Raw genomic sequence first — 19,640 nt, 5'->3', positions numbered from 1 at the left:
CGAGGAATTCAGTGCTCAGGCTTCTAGTTCGCTGTCGAGAATCGCGAAAAGCTCTGCTTCGTCGGCGTTTGCCACATCGTCGTCGCGATGGACACCAGCGGTGTCGATTCGAGCTGCCCAACTGGTCGCAATGGACTGCAACCGAGCCACGATCCGGCCGATTTCCTCCTCGCCCCGATTTCCGGTCGCGAGGGCGGATTCCAAATCCTCGAATACCGCGTCGATCGAACGAACGGGCTTTTCCCCGGGGCCGTCCGAGAGTTGTTCGCGGAGATACTCGGCCAGCGCGGCGGGTGTGGGGTAGTCGAAAACCACGGTGGCCGCCAGCGCCAGGCCGGTATCGGCTTTGACCCGGTTGCGCAACTCGACCGCACCCAATGAATCGAATCCCAGGTCCTGGAAGGTGCTGCGGTCGGCATCGAGCGCGGACACGGCGTCCCGGCCGAGCACGGCCGTCACGTGCGCACGGACCGCATCGAGCACGACCTGCCGCTGCCGATCGGCATCCAGGCCGGCAAGCCGTTGCCGCAGACCGGATATCACCATCGAGGTCGCCGCCGGACGGGTGGGCGCCGGTGGTACCAGCTCCCGCAGCAGGGGTGGCAGCAGTCCGGCATCGGCCTGGGCGCGGATCGCGGTGGTGTCCACGCCGGCGATCACCGCGTGGCCCGGACCCGTTTCGAGCACCGAATCCCATGCGGCCAAGGCCTGCTCGTCCGACAACGCGGTGAATCCGGCGCGCATCGTCCGGGCCGCATCGGCATCACTCAGGTGTCCGGTCATGCCGCTGGAGCGTGCCCACGGACCCCAGGCCAGTGACCGACCGGCCAGCCCTCGTGCTCGCCGGTGGGCCACCAGACCGTCGACGAAGGTGTTCGCCGCCGCGTAGTTGGCCTGCCCGGGGCCGCCGACCGTGCCCGACAACGACGAGAACACCACGAACGCGGCCAGATTCAGATCCGCGGTCGCCTCGTGCAGATACCAGGCGGCGTCGGCCTTCGGCGCCAGCACCGCATCCACCCGGGACGCGGTCAACGCCGCGATGACCCCGTCGTCGAGGACGCCCGCGGCATGGATCACCCCGGTCAACGGCCACGGCTCGGACACGTCGGCCACCAAGCGGCTCACCGCGCCGGGATCGGTGACATCACACGCCACCACCCGAACCTGCGCGCCCAGTTGCTCCAACTCGCCGGACAGAGCTGCGACACCGTCGGCTTGCGGGCCACGGCGGCTGACCAGCAGCAACGACCGCACCCCGTGCTCGACGACCACGTGCCGGGCGACCACCGCACCCAAACCACCGGTGCCACCGGTGATCAGCACCGTTCCCGTGCCGAAGATGGACGCTTCGCCGCTGGTCGTAGGTGACACCACGGTGGGTCGGCCGAGTCGAGCGGTGTGGGCGACACCGGCGCGCACCACCACCTGTGGTTCGGCCGCGGCCGCCGCCCCGAGCCGCTCGTCGATACGAGTGTCGGTGTCGACCAAGTGGATTCGGCCCGGATCCTCCGACTGCGCACTCCGCACCAAACCCCACACCGCGGCACCGGCGAAGTCGGTGACATCCTCACCGGGCAGGGCGACCGCGCCACGCGTCGCGACCACCAGCCGGCTCGACGCGAACCGGTCCTGCCCCAGCCACGCCTGCACCACCTCGAGCATCCGGGCGACCTCGGCGTGGGTCGTGCTCACCACATCGGCGCCGGTGTGATCGGTCCAGCCGGACCCGGCCTCGACCACGACCAGCGGGGGCACCGGCGACTCCGGACCCAGCCGATCCCACCGGCCCACTTCCGAATCCGCCACCGGGGACTCGGATTCGGTCGGCGACCACACCAGTTCCAGGACCGCAGCGGCCGCACCGCCCGCACCCGCGGCGGTCGCGGCCAGCTGCGCCACCGGCATCGGACGGGTCGTCATCTCGCCCGACAGCACCGGTTGTCCGTGCCCATCGGTCATCGACACCGACACCGACGAACGGGTCGCGGTCAGCCGCACCCGCAGCACCGATGCCTCGGCCGCATACAGTGCCACCGACTGCCACGCGAACGGCAAGACGACCTGACCCGGCGGGATCTCCTGCACGCCGGCCAGCAGTCCCGACTGCAGGGTCGCATCCAGCAGTGCCGGATGAATCCCGAATCCCACACCGTGCACGCCGGTGTCCGCGTCGACGGCGATCTCGGCGAACACCTCTTCGCCGCGGCGCCACAGCGCCCGCACACCTTGGAAGGCCGGTCCCAGGTCGTAACCGCGCGTCAGGAACTTCGTGTAGTCGATCTCGACAGCGGTGGCCGCAGCCGGCGGCCAGGCCTGCGGCTCGGGCATCGCGGTGTCGTCTCGGCTGGTCAGCAGGCCATGTGCGTGCAGTTCCCACTGGCCGTCGTGGTCGTGTGCGCCGCGGGAATAGATCGATAGCGACCGCTGCGCCGACTCCGGCTCGGGTCCGCCGACGACGACCTGAATCCGCACCCCGCCCGACGGGGGGAACATCAGCGGCGCCTGCAGCATCAACTCCTCGATGACCGGGCACCCGGCTTCACGACCGGCACGCAACGCCAACTCCACGAACCCGGTCCCGGGCAGCAACATGACCCCGCCGATGACGTGGTCGGCCAGCCACGGCTGCGACAGCGCAGACAGCTGCCCGGTCAGTACGACACCACCGGCAGCCATCGGCACGGCCGCGTCCAGCATGGGGTGAGCCACCAGCCGCAGCCCCAGGGAATCGGCGCCGACGATACCCGGTGTGGTCTCGAGCCAGTAGCGGCGACGCTGGAAGGCGTAGGTGGGCAACGACACTCGCGAGACCGGGCGGGCGGCGAAGAACGCCCGCCAGTCGACGTCGGCACCGGCCGCGTGCGCCCGCGCCAGACCGGTCACGAACTGCTCGACCTCGCCGTGCCCGCGGCGGGCTCCGGCGATCACCGATGACTGCGATTCGATGTCCTCCGGCAGGCTCTGCCGGGTCATGGCCGCCAGGACGGCGTCCGGACCGACCTCGAGGAATCGGCGCACTCCGGCGGCCGCCAGCGACTCGATCCCGGGCGCGAAACGCACGGCCGACCGCACCTGCCTGACCCAGTAGGCCGGGTCGAGCACTTCGTCGCCGGCGATCCGCCCGGACAGGTTCGACACCAGCGGCAGCTGCGGGCGGCGGTAACTGACATCCCTTGCGACAGTGGTGAATTCGGCCAGCATCGGGTCCATCTGGTGGGAATGGAACGCGTGCGATACCCGCAGCCGCGAGGTCTTGCGCCCGCGGTCGGCGAACTGCTGCTCGATCGCCGCCACCGCGTCCTCGTCACCGGACACCACCACGGCCTGCGGCGCATTCACCGCAGCGAGGGACACCCGGTCGGCCTGGCCGGCGAGTGCCTCGGAGACTTCGTGTTCGCTCGCCGCGACGGCCAGCATCACCCCCCCTTCGGGCAGCCGGCCCATCAGGCGGCCCCGCGCCGCGACCAGCCGACACGCGTCCGGAAGCGTCCAGACACCAGCGAGGTACGCGGCGGCCAACTCGCCGATCGAATGCCCGATCAGGTAATCCGGTGTGACACCGAACGAATCGAGGAGCCGGCATAGCGCGACCTCGTAGGCGAACAGGGCGGGCTGGGTGAAATCCGTTCGATCCAGCAGGCCGGCATTGTCCGGCCCGCCGCCGGTGAACATCACCTGCCGCAGCGAAACGCCCAGCAGTGGATCGAACTGTTCACACATCTCGTCCAGCGCCGCGACGAACACCGGAAACGCTTCGTAGAGTTCACGTCCCATGCCGGCCCGCTGTGCGCCCTGCCCGGTGCACAAGAAGGCGGTCGCGCGCGACATCGCCTGTGCCGCCGTCACGCCGGCGGCCGTGCACGCCGAGCCGTGCTCGGCGAGCGCCGCCAGTCCGGCCAGCAGTGTGTCGCGATCGCCGCCGACCACCGCGCCCCTCCAGTCCAAGCGGGCGCGAGTGGTCAGGAGTGAATAGCCGATATCGTCGACCGCCACGTCGGGGTGCTCGATCGCGAACTGCCGCAGCTTGGCCGCCTGCGCGCGTAGGCCGTCCTCGGTCTTCGCCGAGAGCAGCCAGATGGAGACGCCGGCCGCCAAGGCTTTCGCACCCTGATCGGGTTCCTCGTCCGCCGGCTCGGTCGAAGCCGCTTCGAGAGCAGGGGCTTCCTCCAGAATCACGTGCGCGTTGGTGCCACTGGCGCCGAAGGAGGACACACCGGCGCGCCGGACTCGCTCCCCCGCGGGCCAGGGTTCCGCCGTGGTGAGCAGCCGCACCGAGCCAGCGGACCAATCCACCTGCGGAGTCGGCGCATCGACGTGCAATGTCGCTGGCAGCATGTCGTGCCGCATCGCCTGCACCATCTTGATCACGCCGCCGACACCGGCCGCGGCGGAGGTGTGGCCGATGTTCGACTTGAGCGAGCCGATCCGCAGCGGCTCTCCGACGCGATCGCGTCCGTAGGCGGCGATCAGCGCCCGCGCCTCGATCGGGTCGCCGAGGGTGGTACCGGTGCCGTGCGCTTCGACCACATCGACGTCGGCCGGCGCGAGACCGGCATTGGCGAGCGCCTGCGCGATTACCTTCTCCTGCGACGGACCGTTCGGCGCGGTCAGCCGGTTGCTGGCGCCGTCCTGGTTGACCGCGCTGCCGCGGATGACCGCGAGCACCCGGTGGCCGTGCCTGCGCGCATCGGACAGCCGCTCGATCGCGAGCATGCCGAGGCCCTCGGAGAATCCCGTCCCGTTCGCCGCCGCCGCGAAGGCCTTGCACCGCGCGTCCGGGGACAGCGCATGCTGCCGGCCGAACGCGATCAGCAGGGCCGGATCCGACATCACGGTGACGCCACCGACCAGTGCCAGCGAGGTGTCTCCCTGTCGCAGCGCGTGGCAGGCCAGGTGCAGGGCGACCAGCGACGACGAGCACGCGGTATCCACCGACAGCGCCGGGCCCTTGAAGCCGAAGGTGAAGGCCACGCGGCCGGACAGGACGCTGTTCGAAACACCCAGGTAGGCGTGGCCTTCCGCCTCGGCGGTGAGGCCGGGTGAACCCACGCGCGGGCCGTAGTCCTGGTGGATCACGCCGGCGAACACGCTGGTGTCGCTGCCGCGCAGCGTCACCGGATCGATGCCGGCGTCCTCCAGTGCCTCCCAGGCCGTTTCCAGGAACAGCCGCTGCTGCGGATCCATCGCCAGGGCCGCACTCGGGCCGATCCCGAAGAAGCCGGCGTCGAAATCGCCCGCCGCGTCCAGGAATCCGCCTTCGCGGGTGTAGACGGTCCCGGGCGCGTCCGGATCGGTGTCGAACAGCCGCTTCAGGTCCCAGCCCCGGTCGACTGGAAAGGGGCCGACGGCGTCGGCGCCGGAAGCGACCAGATCCCACAGCTGCGCCGGAGTTTCGACACCGCCCGGATACCGACAGCTCATGCCGACGATCGCGATCGGTTCGCCGGCACGGTCCTCCAGGTGCTGGATGTGCTTCTTGGCGGCGCGGAGGTCTCCGGTGAGCTTGCGCAGATACCGGCTGAGCCGTTCCTCGTTGCTGGTGCCGGGATTGGTCATGCTGGACCGAACTCCTCGTCAATCAGATCCAAAAGCTCACTGTCGGAACGGAATTCGAGATCACCGAACTCACCGTCCGACCACGTTCCCGCCAGGTAGGTGCGGATGCGCTCGTTGACGCCCCGCAATCCGGCGACGGTCTCGTCGTTGTCGGTGCCGCCGGCGATGATCCGCTCGAGCAGCGCCTCGAGCCGCGCGATGTCGTCGGGCACCGCCGATGTCGGTTGCGCAGGCGCTGTGACCGCGGTCTGCGCCAGCAGGTAGTCGGCGACATCGCCCGCGGTCGGGTAGTCGAAGACCAAGGTCGAGGGCAGCGACAGCCCAGTCGCCTTCGAGAGCCGGTTCCGGAATTCGACTCCGCCGAGGGAATCGAAGCCGAGTTCGCTGAAGACGCGATCGGGTCCGATGTCGTCGGCCGACCCGTAACCCAGCACCGCCGCCACGTGTTCCCGCGTCAGATCCAGGACGACCCCACGTCGATTCGCGTCCGCCACACCGTGCAGACGCTCCCCGAGCGACAGTTCACCGCTTGATGTCGGGGCCGAGCGGCCGCGTGCGCGAACGAATCCGCGCAGCACCACCGGAATGGGACCGGTATGCGCTTCCAGGCGCAGTTTGTCGGTATCCAGATGCAACTGCGCTGACACGGGTTCGGCCGTAGTCAGCGATTCATCGAACAACCGCAGTCCGTCGGTGCGGTCCAGCGGAGCCAGGCCCAGTCGCTCCAACCGACTCATGGCGGTGCGATCCAGCGCGCCGGTCATGCCGATGTCCTGCTGCCACGGCCCCCAGGCGAGTGCGAGTGCCGGTAGTCCCGCGGCGCGGCGTTGCATCGCGAGGGCGTCCAGGAAGCTATTCGCCGCAGCGTAATTCGCTTGCCCGGCCGAACCGATCATTCCGGCGATCGACGAGAACATCACGAACGCCGACAGATTCATGTTCCGGGTGAGCTCGTGCAGATGCCACGCCGCATCGGCTTTGGGAGCGAACACCCGATCGACCTGGTCATCGGTGAGCGTGTGGAACGTGCCGTCGGCGAGCACACCTGCCGTGTGGACGACACCGGTGAGCGGGTGCTCCCCAGGCAGGCCCGACAGCAGATCTCGAAGCGCGTCGCGGTCGGTGACATCGCAGGTGGCGATCCGCACCTCGGCGCCGGATCGGGACAGTTCCGCCACGAGTTCCGTTGCACCGTCCGCACGCTCGCCACGGCGGGAAACCAGCAGTAGTCGCCGCACACCGTGCGTCGCGACCAGGTGCCGGGCCAACAGCGCGCCCAATCCTCCGGTCCCGCCGGTGATCAGAACGGTTCCGGACCCGAATGACACTTGTTCTGTGACATCTCCTGAGGTCAGTGCCTCCAGTCTCGGTATCAGCATGTTGTCGCCCCGCACCGCAACCTGCGGCTGCCCGGTCGCGAGCACGGCTCGGATCGAATCGGCCGAAATGTGCTGTGCACCAACGGATTCTTCCGCGTCGAGCAGCACGATCCGATCCGGGTATTCGGTCTGAGCGCTACGTATCAGCCCCCATACCGCAGCCGATGCGGTATCCGGCGTCTCATCGGGCAGGGCTGCCGCACGGCTGGTCAGCACAACCAGCCGTGACCGTGCGAATCGCTCGTCGGCCAACCAGTCTCGTACCGTGCGCAAGGCGGCATTGACCCGATCGCGCGCGGATTGCTTCGAATCACCGTGCAGTGCGGCGGCTTCGGACCACACTATGACGTCCGGAACGGTCGAAGCCGAGGCGAGCGTGGTCAGATCCGGGTACCGCTCGTCGATTCCGTCCACGTTCGCAGCTCCGAGCACGGCTGCGCTGCCGGTCGGGGTGTGTCCTTCGGGCATCTCCACCGTCGCCCAGCGCAACCCGTACCGTGCCGCGCGTCCACCCGGCAACGTGGCGCGGAACTGCTGGACGTCGTAGGAACGCATGACCGCTTCGTCGATGGTGACCACGGGACTTCCGTCCTGGTCGACGGCCACGACGGTGATCGCCTCACCGCTACGCCGGATGGCCATCACCCGCAACGTCCTGACCGTGGACGTGGTGTGGATTTGCGTTCCGCCCCAACGGAACAAGAGTTTGCCCTCGGCGGGATTGCCCTTGTGGTCGGGCCAGATCAAACAGGCGATTCCCGCATGCATCACCATGTCGAACAGCGCCGGATGCAGTTGGAACCGGTCGGCCGGGAATTCCTGGTTCAGGGTGACCTCGGAGAAAACCGTGTCACCGTTGCGCCATGCGGCGTCGACGCCGATGAACGAAGCACCGTATTCCAGTCCGGCGGCACGCGCCACCTGGGCCGGAATCCAGTCGGTATCCACCGGTTCGGCGTCGATGGGCGGCCACGGCGCGTTCCGCAACATATCCATCAGTCCGATGTCGCTCAGCTTTCGGCTGCTCAGCACGCCACTGGCGTTGCGCGTCCACTCGCTGTCGGCCGCGTCGCCGGTGCGGCGGTAGTGGAACGTGAACGATCGACGTCCCGCGGGATCGGATTCACGCACCAGTACCTGGAGTTCGACATCGCCATCCGCCGGCGGAAGGATCGGCGCCTCGAGTGTGAGCTCCTCCACGGCGCCGCATCCGATCCGCGGACCTGCGACCAGCAGCATCTCCATCAGCGCGGCACTCGGGACGAGCACAACACCGTAGGTGGTGTGGTCGGCGATCCATGGATGAGTGCGCAGCGAAAGCCGCCCCGTGAACAGCCACTCGTCGCGGTCGGCCACTCGAACCACGTCGGTGAGCAGCGGATGTTCCGAGGTGGCGGTCCGGGACTCGCCGTGGGTTGGCTCGAGCCAGTACCGCCGATGGTCGAAGGCATAGGTGGGCAAGCCGACTCGCGTCATCCGGCGGTCGGCGAACAGCCGATTCCAGTCCACAGCCAGCCCGGCGATGTGAACCTGGCCGAGCATCGTCTGGAACTGCTCGACCTCGTCGTGGTCCCGGCGGGCCGCCGGCGCGACCACTGATCGAGCCTCGACATCCGCGGGAAGCGTGTGCCGCGTCATCGCCGCCAGCACCGCGTCGGGTCCGACTTCGACGAACCGGCGCACGCCCGACGCCACCAGCGTCTCGACACCGGGCGCGAAACGCACTGCGGCGCGCACCTGCGACACCCAGTACCCCGGATCCAGGATCTCCTCGCCCGCGATCCGGCCGGAGACGTTCGACACCAATGGAATCCGCGGGGCGTTGCACGTCACTCCCGCCGCCACGGTCGCGAACTCGGCCAGCATGGGCTCCATCCGAGGGGAATGGAACGCATGCGATACCCGCAGTCGGCTCGTCTTGCGACCCCGCTCGGTGAACTGCCGATCGATCGCGTCGATGGCGTCCTCGTCACCCGAGACCACCACGGCCGCAGGCGCATTCATCGCTGCCACCGCCACCCGATCAGTGAATCCGGCGATCTCCGCGCTGATTTCGGTCTCGGACGCGGCGACCGCGAGCATCGCGCCGCCCGCCGGCAGCGCATCCATCAGCCGCCCTCGTGCCGCGACCAGCTCGCAGGCATCTTCCAGTGACCACACACCGGCCACATACGCCGCGGCCAGTTCACCGATCGAGTGCCCGATCACCATGTCCGGGAGGAGTCCGAACGACTCCAGCAGCCGATACAGCGCCACTTCGAACGCGAACAGCGCGGGCTGGGTCAGTCGTGTCCGATCCAGCAGCCCGGTGTCCGCTGACCCTTCCGTGCGACCTGACAAGCAGTCGCTAGAGGTGACTCCCTGATCGTCGATCAGGTGTCCGGTGAACATCGCTTGCTTCAAGGAACATCCGAGCAGTGGATCGAACCGGGCGCACACCTCGTCCAGCGCTGCGGCGAATACCGGGAAGGCCTCGGACAGGCCGGCGCCCATACCAACCCGCTGCGCGCCCTGACCGGTGAACAGGAACGCGGTCTTCCCGGAGGCCACCGTGCCGGAAACCACTCCGGCCGAGGTGGAACCCGCGGCCAGCTTCGCCAGCCGCGCCAGCAGTTCGTCGCGATCAGAGCCGAGGACCGCTGCCCGCCACTCGTGCTGCGCACGTGTCGTCGCGAGGGAATACGCCACATCCGCCGGATCGGCGTCAGGGTGATCGATCAGCCACTGCTGCAGTTTCGCCGCCTGTGCCCGCAGGGCGGTCTCACTCTTGGCCGACACCAGCCACGGCACCGCCGGGTGTGGGTGGTCGGTCGCCGGTGGCGAAACGACAGGCTGCGTGGCGGGCGCTTCCTCGATGATCACGTGCGCGTTGGTGCCGCTGACCCCGAAGGAGGACACACCGGCTCGGCGAACCGTTTCCCCCGCAAGCCACGGTTCCGGCTCGGTCAGCAGGCGCACCGCGCCGGTGGACCAATCCACATGCGGGGACGGCGTTTCCGCGTGCAAGGTCGGGGGCAAGGCTTCGTGACGCAACGCCTGCACCATCTTGATCACGCCACCGACACCGGCGGCCGCGACGGTGTGACCGATATTCGATTTAATCGATCCGATGCGCAACGGCTCCCGATCCCCACGATCCTGCCCGTATGCGGCGATCAACGCGTTGGCTTCGATGGGATCCCCCAGGGGAGTGCCGGTTCCGTGCGCTTCCACCGCATCCACGTCGGCGGGCGTGAGCCCGGCATTCGCGAGGGCCTGCGCGATTACTCGCTCCTGCGACGGACCGTTCGGCGCCGTCAGACCATTGCTCGCACCGTCCTGATTCACCGCGCTACCCCGGATGACGGCCAGGATGTCATGCCCGAGACGCTGCGCGTCCGACAGCCGCTCCAGGACCAGTACGCCCACGCCCTCGGCGAAGGCCACACCGTCGGCCGCGGCGGAGAACGCCTTGCATCGGCCATCCGGCGACAGGCCCCGTTGCCGCGCGAAATCCACTGAGAGATAAGGGGTTGCGGCTACCGTGACGCCACCGGCCAGTGCCAGCGAGGTTTCCCCCTGACGCAATGCCTGGCACGCCAGATGCATCGCCACCAGCGAGGACGAGCATGCGGTATCGATCGTGACCGCTGGTCCTTCGAGGCCGAAAACGTATGCCACGCGCCCGGATACGACGCTGGGGGTGGTGCCGGTCAGCCGGAAGCCTTCCAGGTCGCCGGTGACGCGATCGACATATCCGGAGGCGCATGCGCCCGCGAACACACCGGTGTCGCTGCCGCGCAACGTAGTCGGGTCGACTCCGGATTCCTCCAGTGCCTCCCATGCTGCTTCCAGCAGCAACCGCTGCTGCGGATCCATCGCCAAGGCCTCGCGCGGGCTGATTCCGAAGAAACCCGCGTCGAAATCACCGGCGTCGTCGAGGAAGCCGCCACCGCGGCTGTAGACCGTGCCGGGCTTATCCGGATCCGGATCGATCAGCTGCTCGATATCCCAGCCACGATCATTGGGGAATTCGGTGGTGGCATCGGTCCCTGAGCGCACCAGATCCCACAACTGCTCCGGAGTGCGGACGCCGCCGGGGAAGCGGCAGCTCATGCCGACGATCGCGATGGGCTCATCCACGCGGACGCGGCGCGACACCCGTGCGGTCCGTGGACCGGATTCTGTTCCCTCGATCTTGGAGTGCAAGAGGGTGGCCACCGCCGCGGCGGTGGGGTGGTCGAAGACCAGAGTGGACGGCAGCTGGACTCCGGTGGCCTTCGAGAGCCGGTTGCGGAATTCGACGCCGCCGAGTGAGTCGAATCCCAGTGCGTCGAATCGCTCGTCGGGGCTGATGTCTTCGGCGGAACCGTGGCCGAGCACGGCCGCCGCGTGCTCCCGGACCAGGTCGAGCACCACCTCGGCGCGTCGGGCCTGTGGTACCCGGCTCAGTCGTGTGCCCAGTGAACTCGACGTGACCCCGGTCCGGTCCGTGGCGCGGGGCAGGAAACCGCGGAACACCGTCGGCACCGCACCGTTGCGCGCTTCGCGCCGCAGCTGCGCCGGGTCGAATCCGATCACCGCCAGGTGCGCTGCGGCGCGGCCGGTGGCAGCGTCGAACAGGCGGAGACCTTCGTCGTTGCCGAGGGGGTGCAGACCGAGCCTCTCCCAGCGGGCGGCGGCGCTGCGGTCCAAGCCACCGGTCATACCGGCGACGGAATTCCAGGGCCCCCATGCCAGCGAAATCGCGGACAGCCCTTCGGCTCGGCGACGGTGCGCCAGCGCGTCGAGGAATGCGTTGGCTGCCGCGTAGTTACCCTGTCCGGGCGATCCGATCGTTGCCGCGATGGACGAGAACAGCACGAAGGCCGACAGGTCGCGGTCGCGAGTGAGCTCGTGCAGGTGCCATGCGGCGGTGGCTTTCGAGCCGAACACTCGCCGCAGTTGCTCGGCGGTCAGGCCGGCGAGGGTGCCGTCATCGAGGACACCTGCCGCATGGACGACACCGGTGAGCCGATGATCGGATTCGATCGAATCCAGCAGCGAACGCAGCGCTTCTCGATCGCCTACATCGCAGGCCGCCACCCTGACAGCAGCACCGGCTTCCGACAGCTCGGACACCAGTTCCGTCGCGCCATCGGCAGTTTCGCCACGCCTGGAGACCAGCAGCAAACGGCGGACTCCGTGTGCGGCGACCAGATGTCGAGCCACGAGTGCGCCGAGGCCACCTGTGCCGCCGGTGATCAGTACCGTACCGGCACCGAACGACGGCGTCGCATGGCGACTCGACGAGGGGTTGCGGTCGGGCGAGGAGTGGGCCCGTCCCGGCTCGGCCTCGTGCTCGGCTCGCGCTTTCGCCAGTCGCGGCACGAGCAATGCTCCGTCGCGTACGGCGGCCTGCGGCTCGTCTGCCGCGATCACCGCGCCGACCAGCGTCGGGTGAGCCATGGGCGCGGCCGACGGGTCGTCGTCGACGAGGATGAACCGGCCCGGATATTCGGATTGGGCGCTGCGCATCAGCCCCCAAACGGCTGCCGCGGCGAGATCCGGTGCCGCGCCAGGCAGCGCGGCACCGTTGGCCGTCACCACAACCAGCCGAGTGTCGGCCAGACGCTCTTCGGCCAGCCAGGCCTGCACCGTCGCCAGCACACTTTCCAGGTGGCCGCGAACGGCCGCAGGATCGTCGGCTGCGGCAGTGACCTCGGGATGCCAGCTCACGACATCCGGAATAACTTGTGCCGCAGCAAGTTCCGACGGGGTCGAATAGTAGGTGTCGATTCCGGCGACCGGCGCGGAACCGAGTACGGCCAGCCGGTCGGCGGACACACTCGGTGTCGTCGTCGGCGCAGGCGTCCACTGGATCTCGTAGAGGTCGGCGTCATCCCCGGCCAGTGTGGCGCGCATCTGTTTCACGTCGTAGGGCCGCATGACGACCGCATCGACGGAGACCACGGGCCGTCCCGAATCGTCAACGGTCGCAACGGAGACCGTCTCCGGGCCGCTCGCCACGGCGATGACCCGCAGCGTCGTCGCCTTGACCAGCGGCTGGTGCAGTCGCGCCCCGCCCCAGCGGAACAGCAACCGGCCGGTGTTCGGATCGCTGGCCTGATCGCGCCAGATGAGCCCGGCCAGCCCGGCGTGCATCACCAGGTCGAGCAGGGCGGGATGCAGATCGAACCGCTCCGGTTCGGAGGCGGCAGCGGTATCCAGGGTGATCTCGGAGAAGACGATCCCATCCCGCTGCCATGCGGCCTCGACACCGATGAACGCCGGACCGTATTCGAGCCCGGATTCCTTGGCGATCCGCTCGGGAATCCAGGAGGTGTCAAGAGTTTCGGCGTCGGCAGGCGGCCACGCCTCGTCCCGCAGCCGGTCCAGCAGAGCGTCGTCGCCGTCCCAGGAGGGGGCCAGTACGCCGCTGGCGTTGCGCACCCATTCACCCGCTCGGCGGCCTGCCTTACGGAAGTAGAAGGTGAACGCCCGGCGCCCGGTGCGGTCCGGCTCCTGCACCGATACCTGGAGTTCCACCTCGTCGTCCTCCGACGGCAGGATCGGAGCTTCCAGGGTCAGCTCCTCCAGGACGCCGCAATTGATCCTGCCGCCCGCGACGAGCAGGAACTCGACGAGGGTCGCGCTCGGCAGCACCACGGTGCCGTAGGTCATATGGTCGGCGACCCATGGGTCGGTCGACAGCGAGAACCGGCCGGTGAAAACGAACTCGTCCTTACCGGCCACCGGCACCACAGCGGTGAGCAGCGGATGGCCGACGGTATCGGCGGCGCCTTGGGCACGCGGTGGCAACCAGAATCGCTGGTGCTGGAAGGCGTAGGTGGGCAGAGGAACTCGTCGCACCGCCGGGCGACGCAACAGTGGCGTCCAATCCACGCTCGCCCCGGACGTGTGCGCGTGCGCCAGCATCGTCAGGAATTGCTGGGGTTCATCGTGATCCCGACGCGCGGCCGCGGCCACCACCGACGGCACGCCCTCTGGAAGGGTCTGCCGGGTCATCGCCGCCAACACCGCGTCGGGCCCGACTTCCAGGAATCGACGCACACCCGTGGCGATCAATGTCTCGATACCCGGCGCGAATCGCACCGCGGCCCGCACTTGCCGAACCCAGTAGGCAGGTTCGAGCACCTCGTCCCCGGCCAGCCGACCCGACACATTCGACACCACCGGTAGGCGCAGTCGGCGGTACGTCAAATCCTTTGCGATAGAATCGAATTCGGCCAGAATCGGCTCCATCCGATGCGAGTGGAAAGCGTGGCTGACCCGCAGCCGCGACGTCTTGCGGCCACGCTCGGCGAAGCTGGCCTCGATCTCGGCGACCGCGTCCTCGTCACCTGAAATCACCAGGGCCTCGGGTGCGTTCACCGCCGCGACCGACACACGGTCGGGGTATCGAGCGACAACCTCGTTCACCTCGGATTCGGACGCTGCGACCGCCAGCATCGCGCCGCCTTCGGGCAACGCACCCATGAGACGGCCGCGCGCCGCCACCAACCGGCACGCGTCCTCGAGCGACCACAGGCCCGCGAGATACGCGGCCGCGACTTCTCCGATCGAATGCCCGATCAACACATCCGGGGTGACGCCGAAGGATTCCAGCAAGCGGTACAGCGCCACCTCGAACGCGAACAACGCGGGCTGGGTGAACTCGGTCCGATCCAGAACCGCGGCACCGGTACGACCGAACATGATGTCTACGAGCGAGCACTCCAACACCGGATCGAACTGGGCGCATACCGAATCCAAGGCGTCCGCGAATACCGGGAACGCCTCATACAGGCCCGCGCCCATACCGATCCGCTGCGCACCCTGACCGGTGAACAAGAATGCCGTCGTCCCCGAGTCGATGACGCCGGTGACGACACCGGCGTCAGTCCCGGATTCGGCGAGGTTCGCCAGCCGCTCGAGCAGCTCGTCGCGGTCGCGGCCGAGAACCACACTGCGCGAATCCAACTGCGCCCGTGACGTCGCAAGCGAATAAGCCGCATCCGCGACGTCGATCTCCGGCCGCTGCGACAACCAGGTACGCAGCCGGGCGGCCTGCGCGCGCAGACCTGCCTCGTCCTTGGCCGACACCAGCAGTGGGGTGACCGGCGTATTCGACTGCCGATCCGCATCGTCTTCGTTGCCGCCCTCGGCGGCCGCGAGCAGTGTGGCTGGTGCTTCTTCGAGGATCACATGCGCGTTGGTGCCGCTGATCCCGAACGACGACACACCGGCCCGGCGCACTCGATCGCCCGCGGCCCACGGTTCGGCGTCGGTCAGCAGGCGCACCGCGCCCGCAGCCCAATCCACGTGCGGCGTCGGCGTTTCAGCGTGCAGCGTCCGCGGCAGCCGCTCGTGCCGCATCGCCTGCACCATCTTGATCACACCGGCCACACCGGCGGCGGCCACGGCATGGCCGATATTCGATTTCAAGGAGCCGATGCGCAACGGTTCCCGATCGCCGCGATCCTGTCCGTAGGCGGCGATCAAGGCCTGTGCTTCGATCGGATCACCCAGCGTCGTGCCGGTCCCGTGCGCCTCTACGGCGTCCACGTCCACCGCGGAGATCCCCGCATTCGCGAGGGCCTGCGCGATCACCCGCTCCTGCGACGGACCATTCGGTGCGGTCAAACCGTTGCTCGCGCCGTCTTGGTTCACCGCACTACCGCGTACGACGGCCAGGATATTGTGGCCGAGCCGCTGGGCATCCGAAAGTCGTTCCAGTACCAGAACACCCGCACCCTCCGACCACGCCACACCGTCGGCGGCGGCCGAGAACGCCTTGCAGCGGCCGTCCGGTGCCAGACCGCGCTGGCGGGAGAAATCCACGTACAGATACGGGCTGGCCGCGACGGTCACACCGCCGGCGAGCACCAGCGAGCTGTCGCCCTGGCGCAGCGCCTGGCACGCCAGGTGCACTGCCACCAGCGACGACGAGCACGCGGTATCCACCGTTACCGCCGGCCCTTCCAGGCCGAACGCGTACGCGACGCGGCCCGAGATGACGCTGTGCGATGTGCCGGTGAGCCGGAATCCCTCGAGATCACCGGTCACCCGCCCGGAGTACCCCGAGGTGCAGGCGCCAGCGAAGACGCCGGTGTCGCTGCCCCGCAACGACACCGGATCGATGCCCGCGTCTTCCAGGGCCTCCCATGCTGTTTCGAGCAGCAGCCGCTGCTGCGGATCCATCGCCAATGCCTCGCGAGGGCTGATGCCGAAAAAACCAGGATCGAAATCGCCTGCACTGCTGAGGAATCCGCCATGGCGCGTGTAAACCTTGCCCGGTTTGTCGGGGTCGGGGTCGAACAGCCGGTCCAGGTCCCAACCGCGGTCGGCAGGGAATTCGCCGATCGCGTCCTGGCCCGCCGCGACCAGGTCCCACAGGTCCTCGGCGCACCGCACACCGCCCGGGAACCGGGCGCTCATGCCAACGATCGCGATCGGTTCGTCCGATATCGGGGATGGTCGGCCGGCGGGGCGGGCGGGCTCAGCGCGCCGCGCTATCCGTCCCTGCCCGCGATCGGTTCCCGTAACCTGCGCCCGTAGCAGCGCCGCGACCGCACCCGCGGTCGGATGGTCGAAGATGAGCGTCTTCGGCAGCGGCACACCGGTGGCCCGTATCAGCCGGTTCCGCAGCTCCACTCCGCTGACGGAGTCGAAGCCGAACTCGGTGAACGGCAGCTCGGGGTGAATCGACGGGGCCGACTCGTGGCCCAGTACGGCAGCGGCATGCGCACGAACAATGTCGAGAACCACTGTGTCGCGTTGGTATTCGGGGGTGGCCAGCAGCGTGCGCGCCAGCGCGCTGTCGTCCCCCGCTCCGGCCGGTACACCGCTATCGGAAACGGGTCCCTCGGAAATGTGATCGTCGCCCGCCGCGACGACATCGGTGACACGCGTGCCGCCACCGACAGTGACCGGCGCATCCGCCCAGAAGTTACGGCGCTGGAACGCATATGGCGGCAGGTCGACCCGCGCCCCACCGGAGACCAGCGCACGTGGATCCACCTGCACACCGGCGCAATGGGCTTGCGCCAGCGATGCCAAGAACCGTTCCGGTCCGCCGGCACCACGCCGCAGCGACCCGACAACGGATACGCTCTCGGCTGCCCCGGCAGCCTCGGCGGTGACACCGATCCCCATCGTGAGCACCGGATGCGGACTCGCCTCGATGAATCCGTTGATACCGTCCGCGATGAGCGCCGTAACGGCATCGGCGAATCGAACCGGTTCCCGCAACGACCGATACCAGTATTCGGCGTCCAGTTCCGCCGTATCCAACCGATCGGCGAATACGGTGGAAAAGAACGGGACCGACCCGGATTGCGGGCGGATCGGCTCCAACTCCACGAGCAACCGATCACGGAGCAGCTCGACCGCTGTCGAATGTGACGCGTAATCCACCGGAATCCGACGGGCCCACACACCGTCGCGGGCGCAGGCGGCGAGAAATTCCGCCATCGCCGGGACGTCACCGGCGATCACACTTTGCGCCGGCCCGTTCACCGCTGCCAGCGACAGCCGATCCCCATATGCCGACAATCGTTCCCGGACCACATCCGCGCCGAGTCCGATCGAGGCCATGCCGCCCTGTCCGGCCAGCTCTTCGGCGACCGCCCGCGACCGGAGCGCCACCACACGCGCCGCATCGGACAGCGAAAGTCCACCGGCGATGTAGGCGGCGGCGATCTCGCCCTGGGAATGGCCGATCACCACGTCCGGTTCCACCCCGGCCGCGCGCCACATCCGGGCCAGTGAAACCATCACCGCGAACAGCACCGGCTGCACGACATCGACGCGATCCAGCGGGGGCGCGTCACTTTCGCGACGCAGCACCGCCGTCAGTGACCAGTCCACGTACGGAGCAAGTGCCGCCTCACATTCCGCGATCGACTCCGCGAACGCCCCACCCGAATCGAGCAGGCCCAGCGCCATGCCCTCCCACTGACTGCCCTGTCCCGGGAAGACGAAAGCGATCCGCCGCTGCCCAGCCCGCTCGGTTGTCGGCTCGATCGCCACGCCGGACGCGGTCGCGTCGGCCAGGGCTGCCAAGCCTGCCAGCAGCTCGCCTCGATCCCGCCCGACGACGCTGCCGCGCCACTCCATCTGGGCTCGCGTGGCCAGCAGCGAGTAGGCCACATCAGCCACATCCGGTTCCGGATGGCGCAGCAGCCACTCCCGCAGTCTGGCTGCTTGCGCCCGCACACCTTCCTCGCTACGGGCCGATACCACCCACGGCACCGCACCGGCCGCAAGGTCCACCGTGGACGCGGTGGATCCGACGGCAGGCGCCTCCTCCACGATCACGTGGGCATTGGAACCTCCCATACCGAACGAGGACACACCTGCCATGCGCACGGTGGCCACGGGCCAATTCTCTGTGCCCGTCACTACTCGTAAACCCAAGTCCTCGAATGGAATCCGTGGATTCGGCCTCTCGAAGTTCAGGCTGGGAACCAGTTTCCGGTGGGTCAGCGAGAGCACGGTCTTGATGAGACCCGCGATACCGGACGCACCTTCCAGATGCCCGATATTCGTTTTGACCGATCCGACGGCCAGTGGCGCATCCTGGGCCCGATTCTCGCCGTAGGTTTCGCCGAGCGCGGCGGCTTCCACCGGATCACCGGCGGGTGTTCCGGTGCCGTGCAATTCGATGTACTGCACCGACCTCGCCTCGACACCGGCCGCGGTCAGCGCGGAATGGATCGCCGCCGCCTGTGCGTCCCGGCTCGGGGCGGTCAATACTCGACGTTCGTTGCCGGTGTTGACCGCACTGCCACGGATGACGGCATGGATCCGGTCGCCATCGGCGACCGCCCGCGCCAAGGGTTTCAGTACAACCATGCCGCCACCCTCGCCGCGCACGAACCCGTCGGCCCGCGCGTCGAAGGTGTAGCAGGCACCGAGCGCCGACTGCGCGCCGAACTGCTCGATACGCTCACCACTGCTCGGCGACAGGATCAGGTTCAGGCCGCCGGCCAGGGCAACGTCGCTCTCACCGCTACGCAGGCTCGCACAGGCCAGATGCACAGCGACCAGCGAGGATGCCTGAGCGCTGTCGACCAGCATGCTCGGGCCGCTGAAACCGAAGTAGTTCGAGATGCGGTTCGCGATGATGCCGCGTCCGACACCCCATAGGGAGTGGCGGCTGACACCTGGGCCGCCTCGGGAGGCCAGGATTTCGGCGAAATCACTTCCGGTACTGCCGAGGAACACACCGCACCGCCGGGGATCGCGCGCCGTGGCGGCCAAGCCCGCGTCCTCGAGTGCCTCCCAGCTCAGCTCGAGTGCCAGCAGCTGTTGCGGATCGATCGCCCGCGCCTCGTTGGGCGAGACCCCGAAGAAGTCCGCGTCGAACTCCCCTACGGTATCGATGAATCCCGCGCGCTCGGTGATGCTCTCCCGCCCCTGGGGAGCTGCGCCGATCGTGGTGCGCCCCTCGCTGAGCAGCTGCCAGTAACTGTCGAGATCGGCCGCCCCCGGCAGTCTGCAGGACATGCCGACGATAGCGACCTCGAACGCCGATCCGGTCACCTCTGAACATCCTTCCCAAGGCAGCTGGGACCCGCCCTGAAACCTGGACGAGTGTGTTTGTTGTCTGCAGCAAAGGAATCAGGCGATTCCTGCTCCGGACATAACGGTGTCGACGCGGTCGAGGCTCAGCGAAGAGCCTTGGAGATGCGGAGCGTCTTCCGCAAGCGACTTGGGCCGGCGAGGAGATGGCGCAGG

Annotated in this window: 1 protein-coding gene and 1 pseudogene; both read right to left on the bottom strand. The window is 68.4% G+C overall.

Annotated elements, in window-relative coordinates; translation table 11 throughout:
* Positions 1-15: 15 nt before the first annotated feature.
* A complete protein-coding gene (locus tag ACQP2U_RS06495; protein ID WP_433713832.1) occupies positions 16-5,559 on the bottom strand; it encodes an SDR family NAD(P)-dependent oxidoreductase in 5,544 nt (1,847 codons plus the stop codon).
* Positions 5,556-19,415 (bottom strand): annotated as a pseudogene (locus ACQP2U_RS06490) (type I polyketide synthase); the annotation flags it as partial. The gene ACQP2U_RS06495 and the pseudogene ACQP2U_RS06490, both read right to left, overlap by 4 nt.
* Positions 19,416-19,640 lie beyond the last annotated feature (225 nt).

Source organism: Nocardia sp. CA-084685, assembly GCF_050955785.1.
Taxonomy (GTDB): Bacteria; Actinomycetota; Actinomycetes; order Mycobacteriales; family Mycobacteriaceae; genus Nocardia.
The sequence above is the reverse complement of the archived record's forward strand: the minus strand, read 5'-3'. Positions and strand labels throughout refer to the sequence as shown.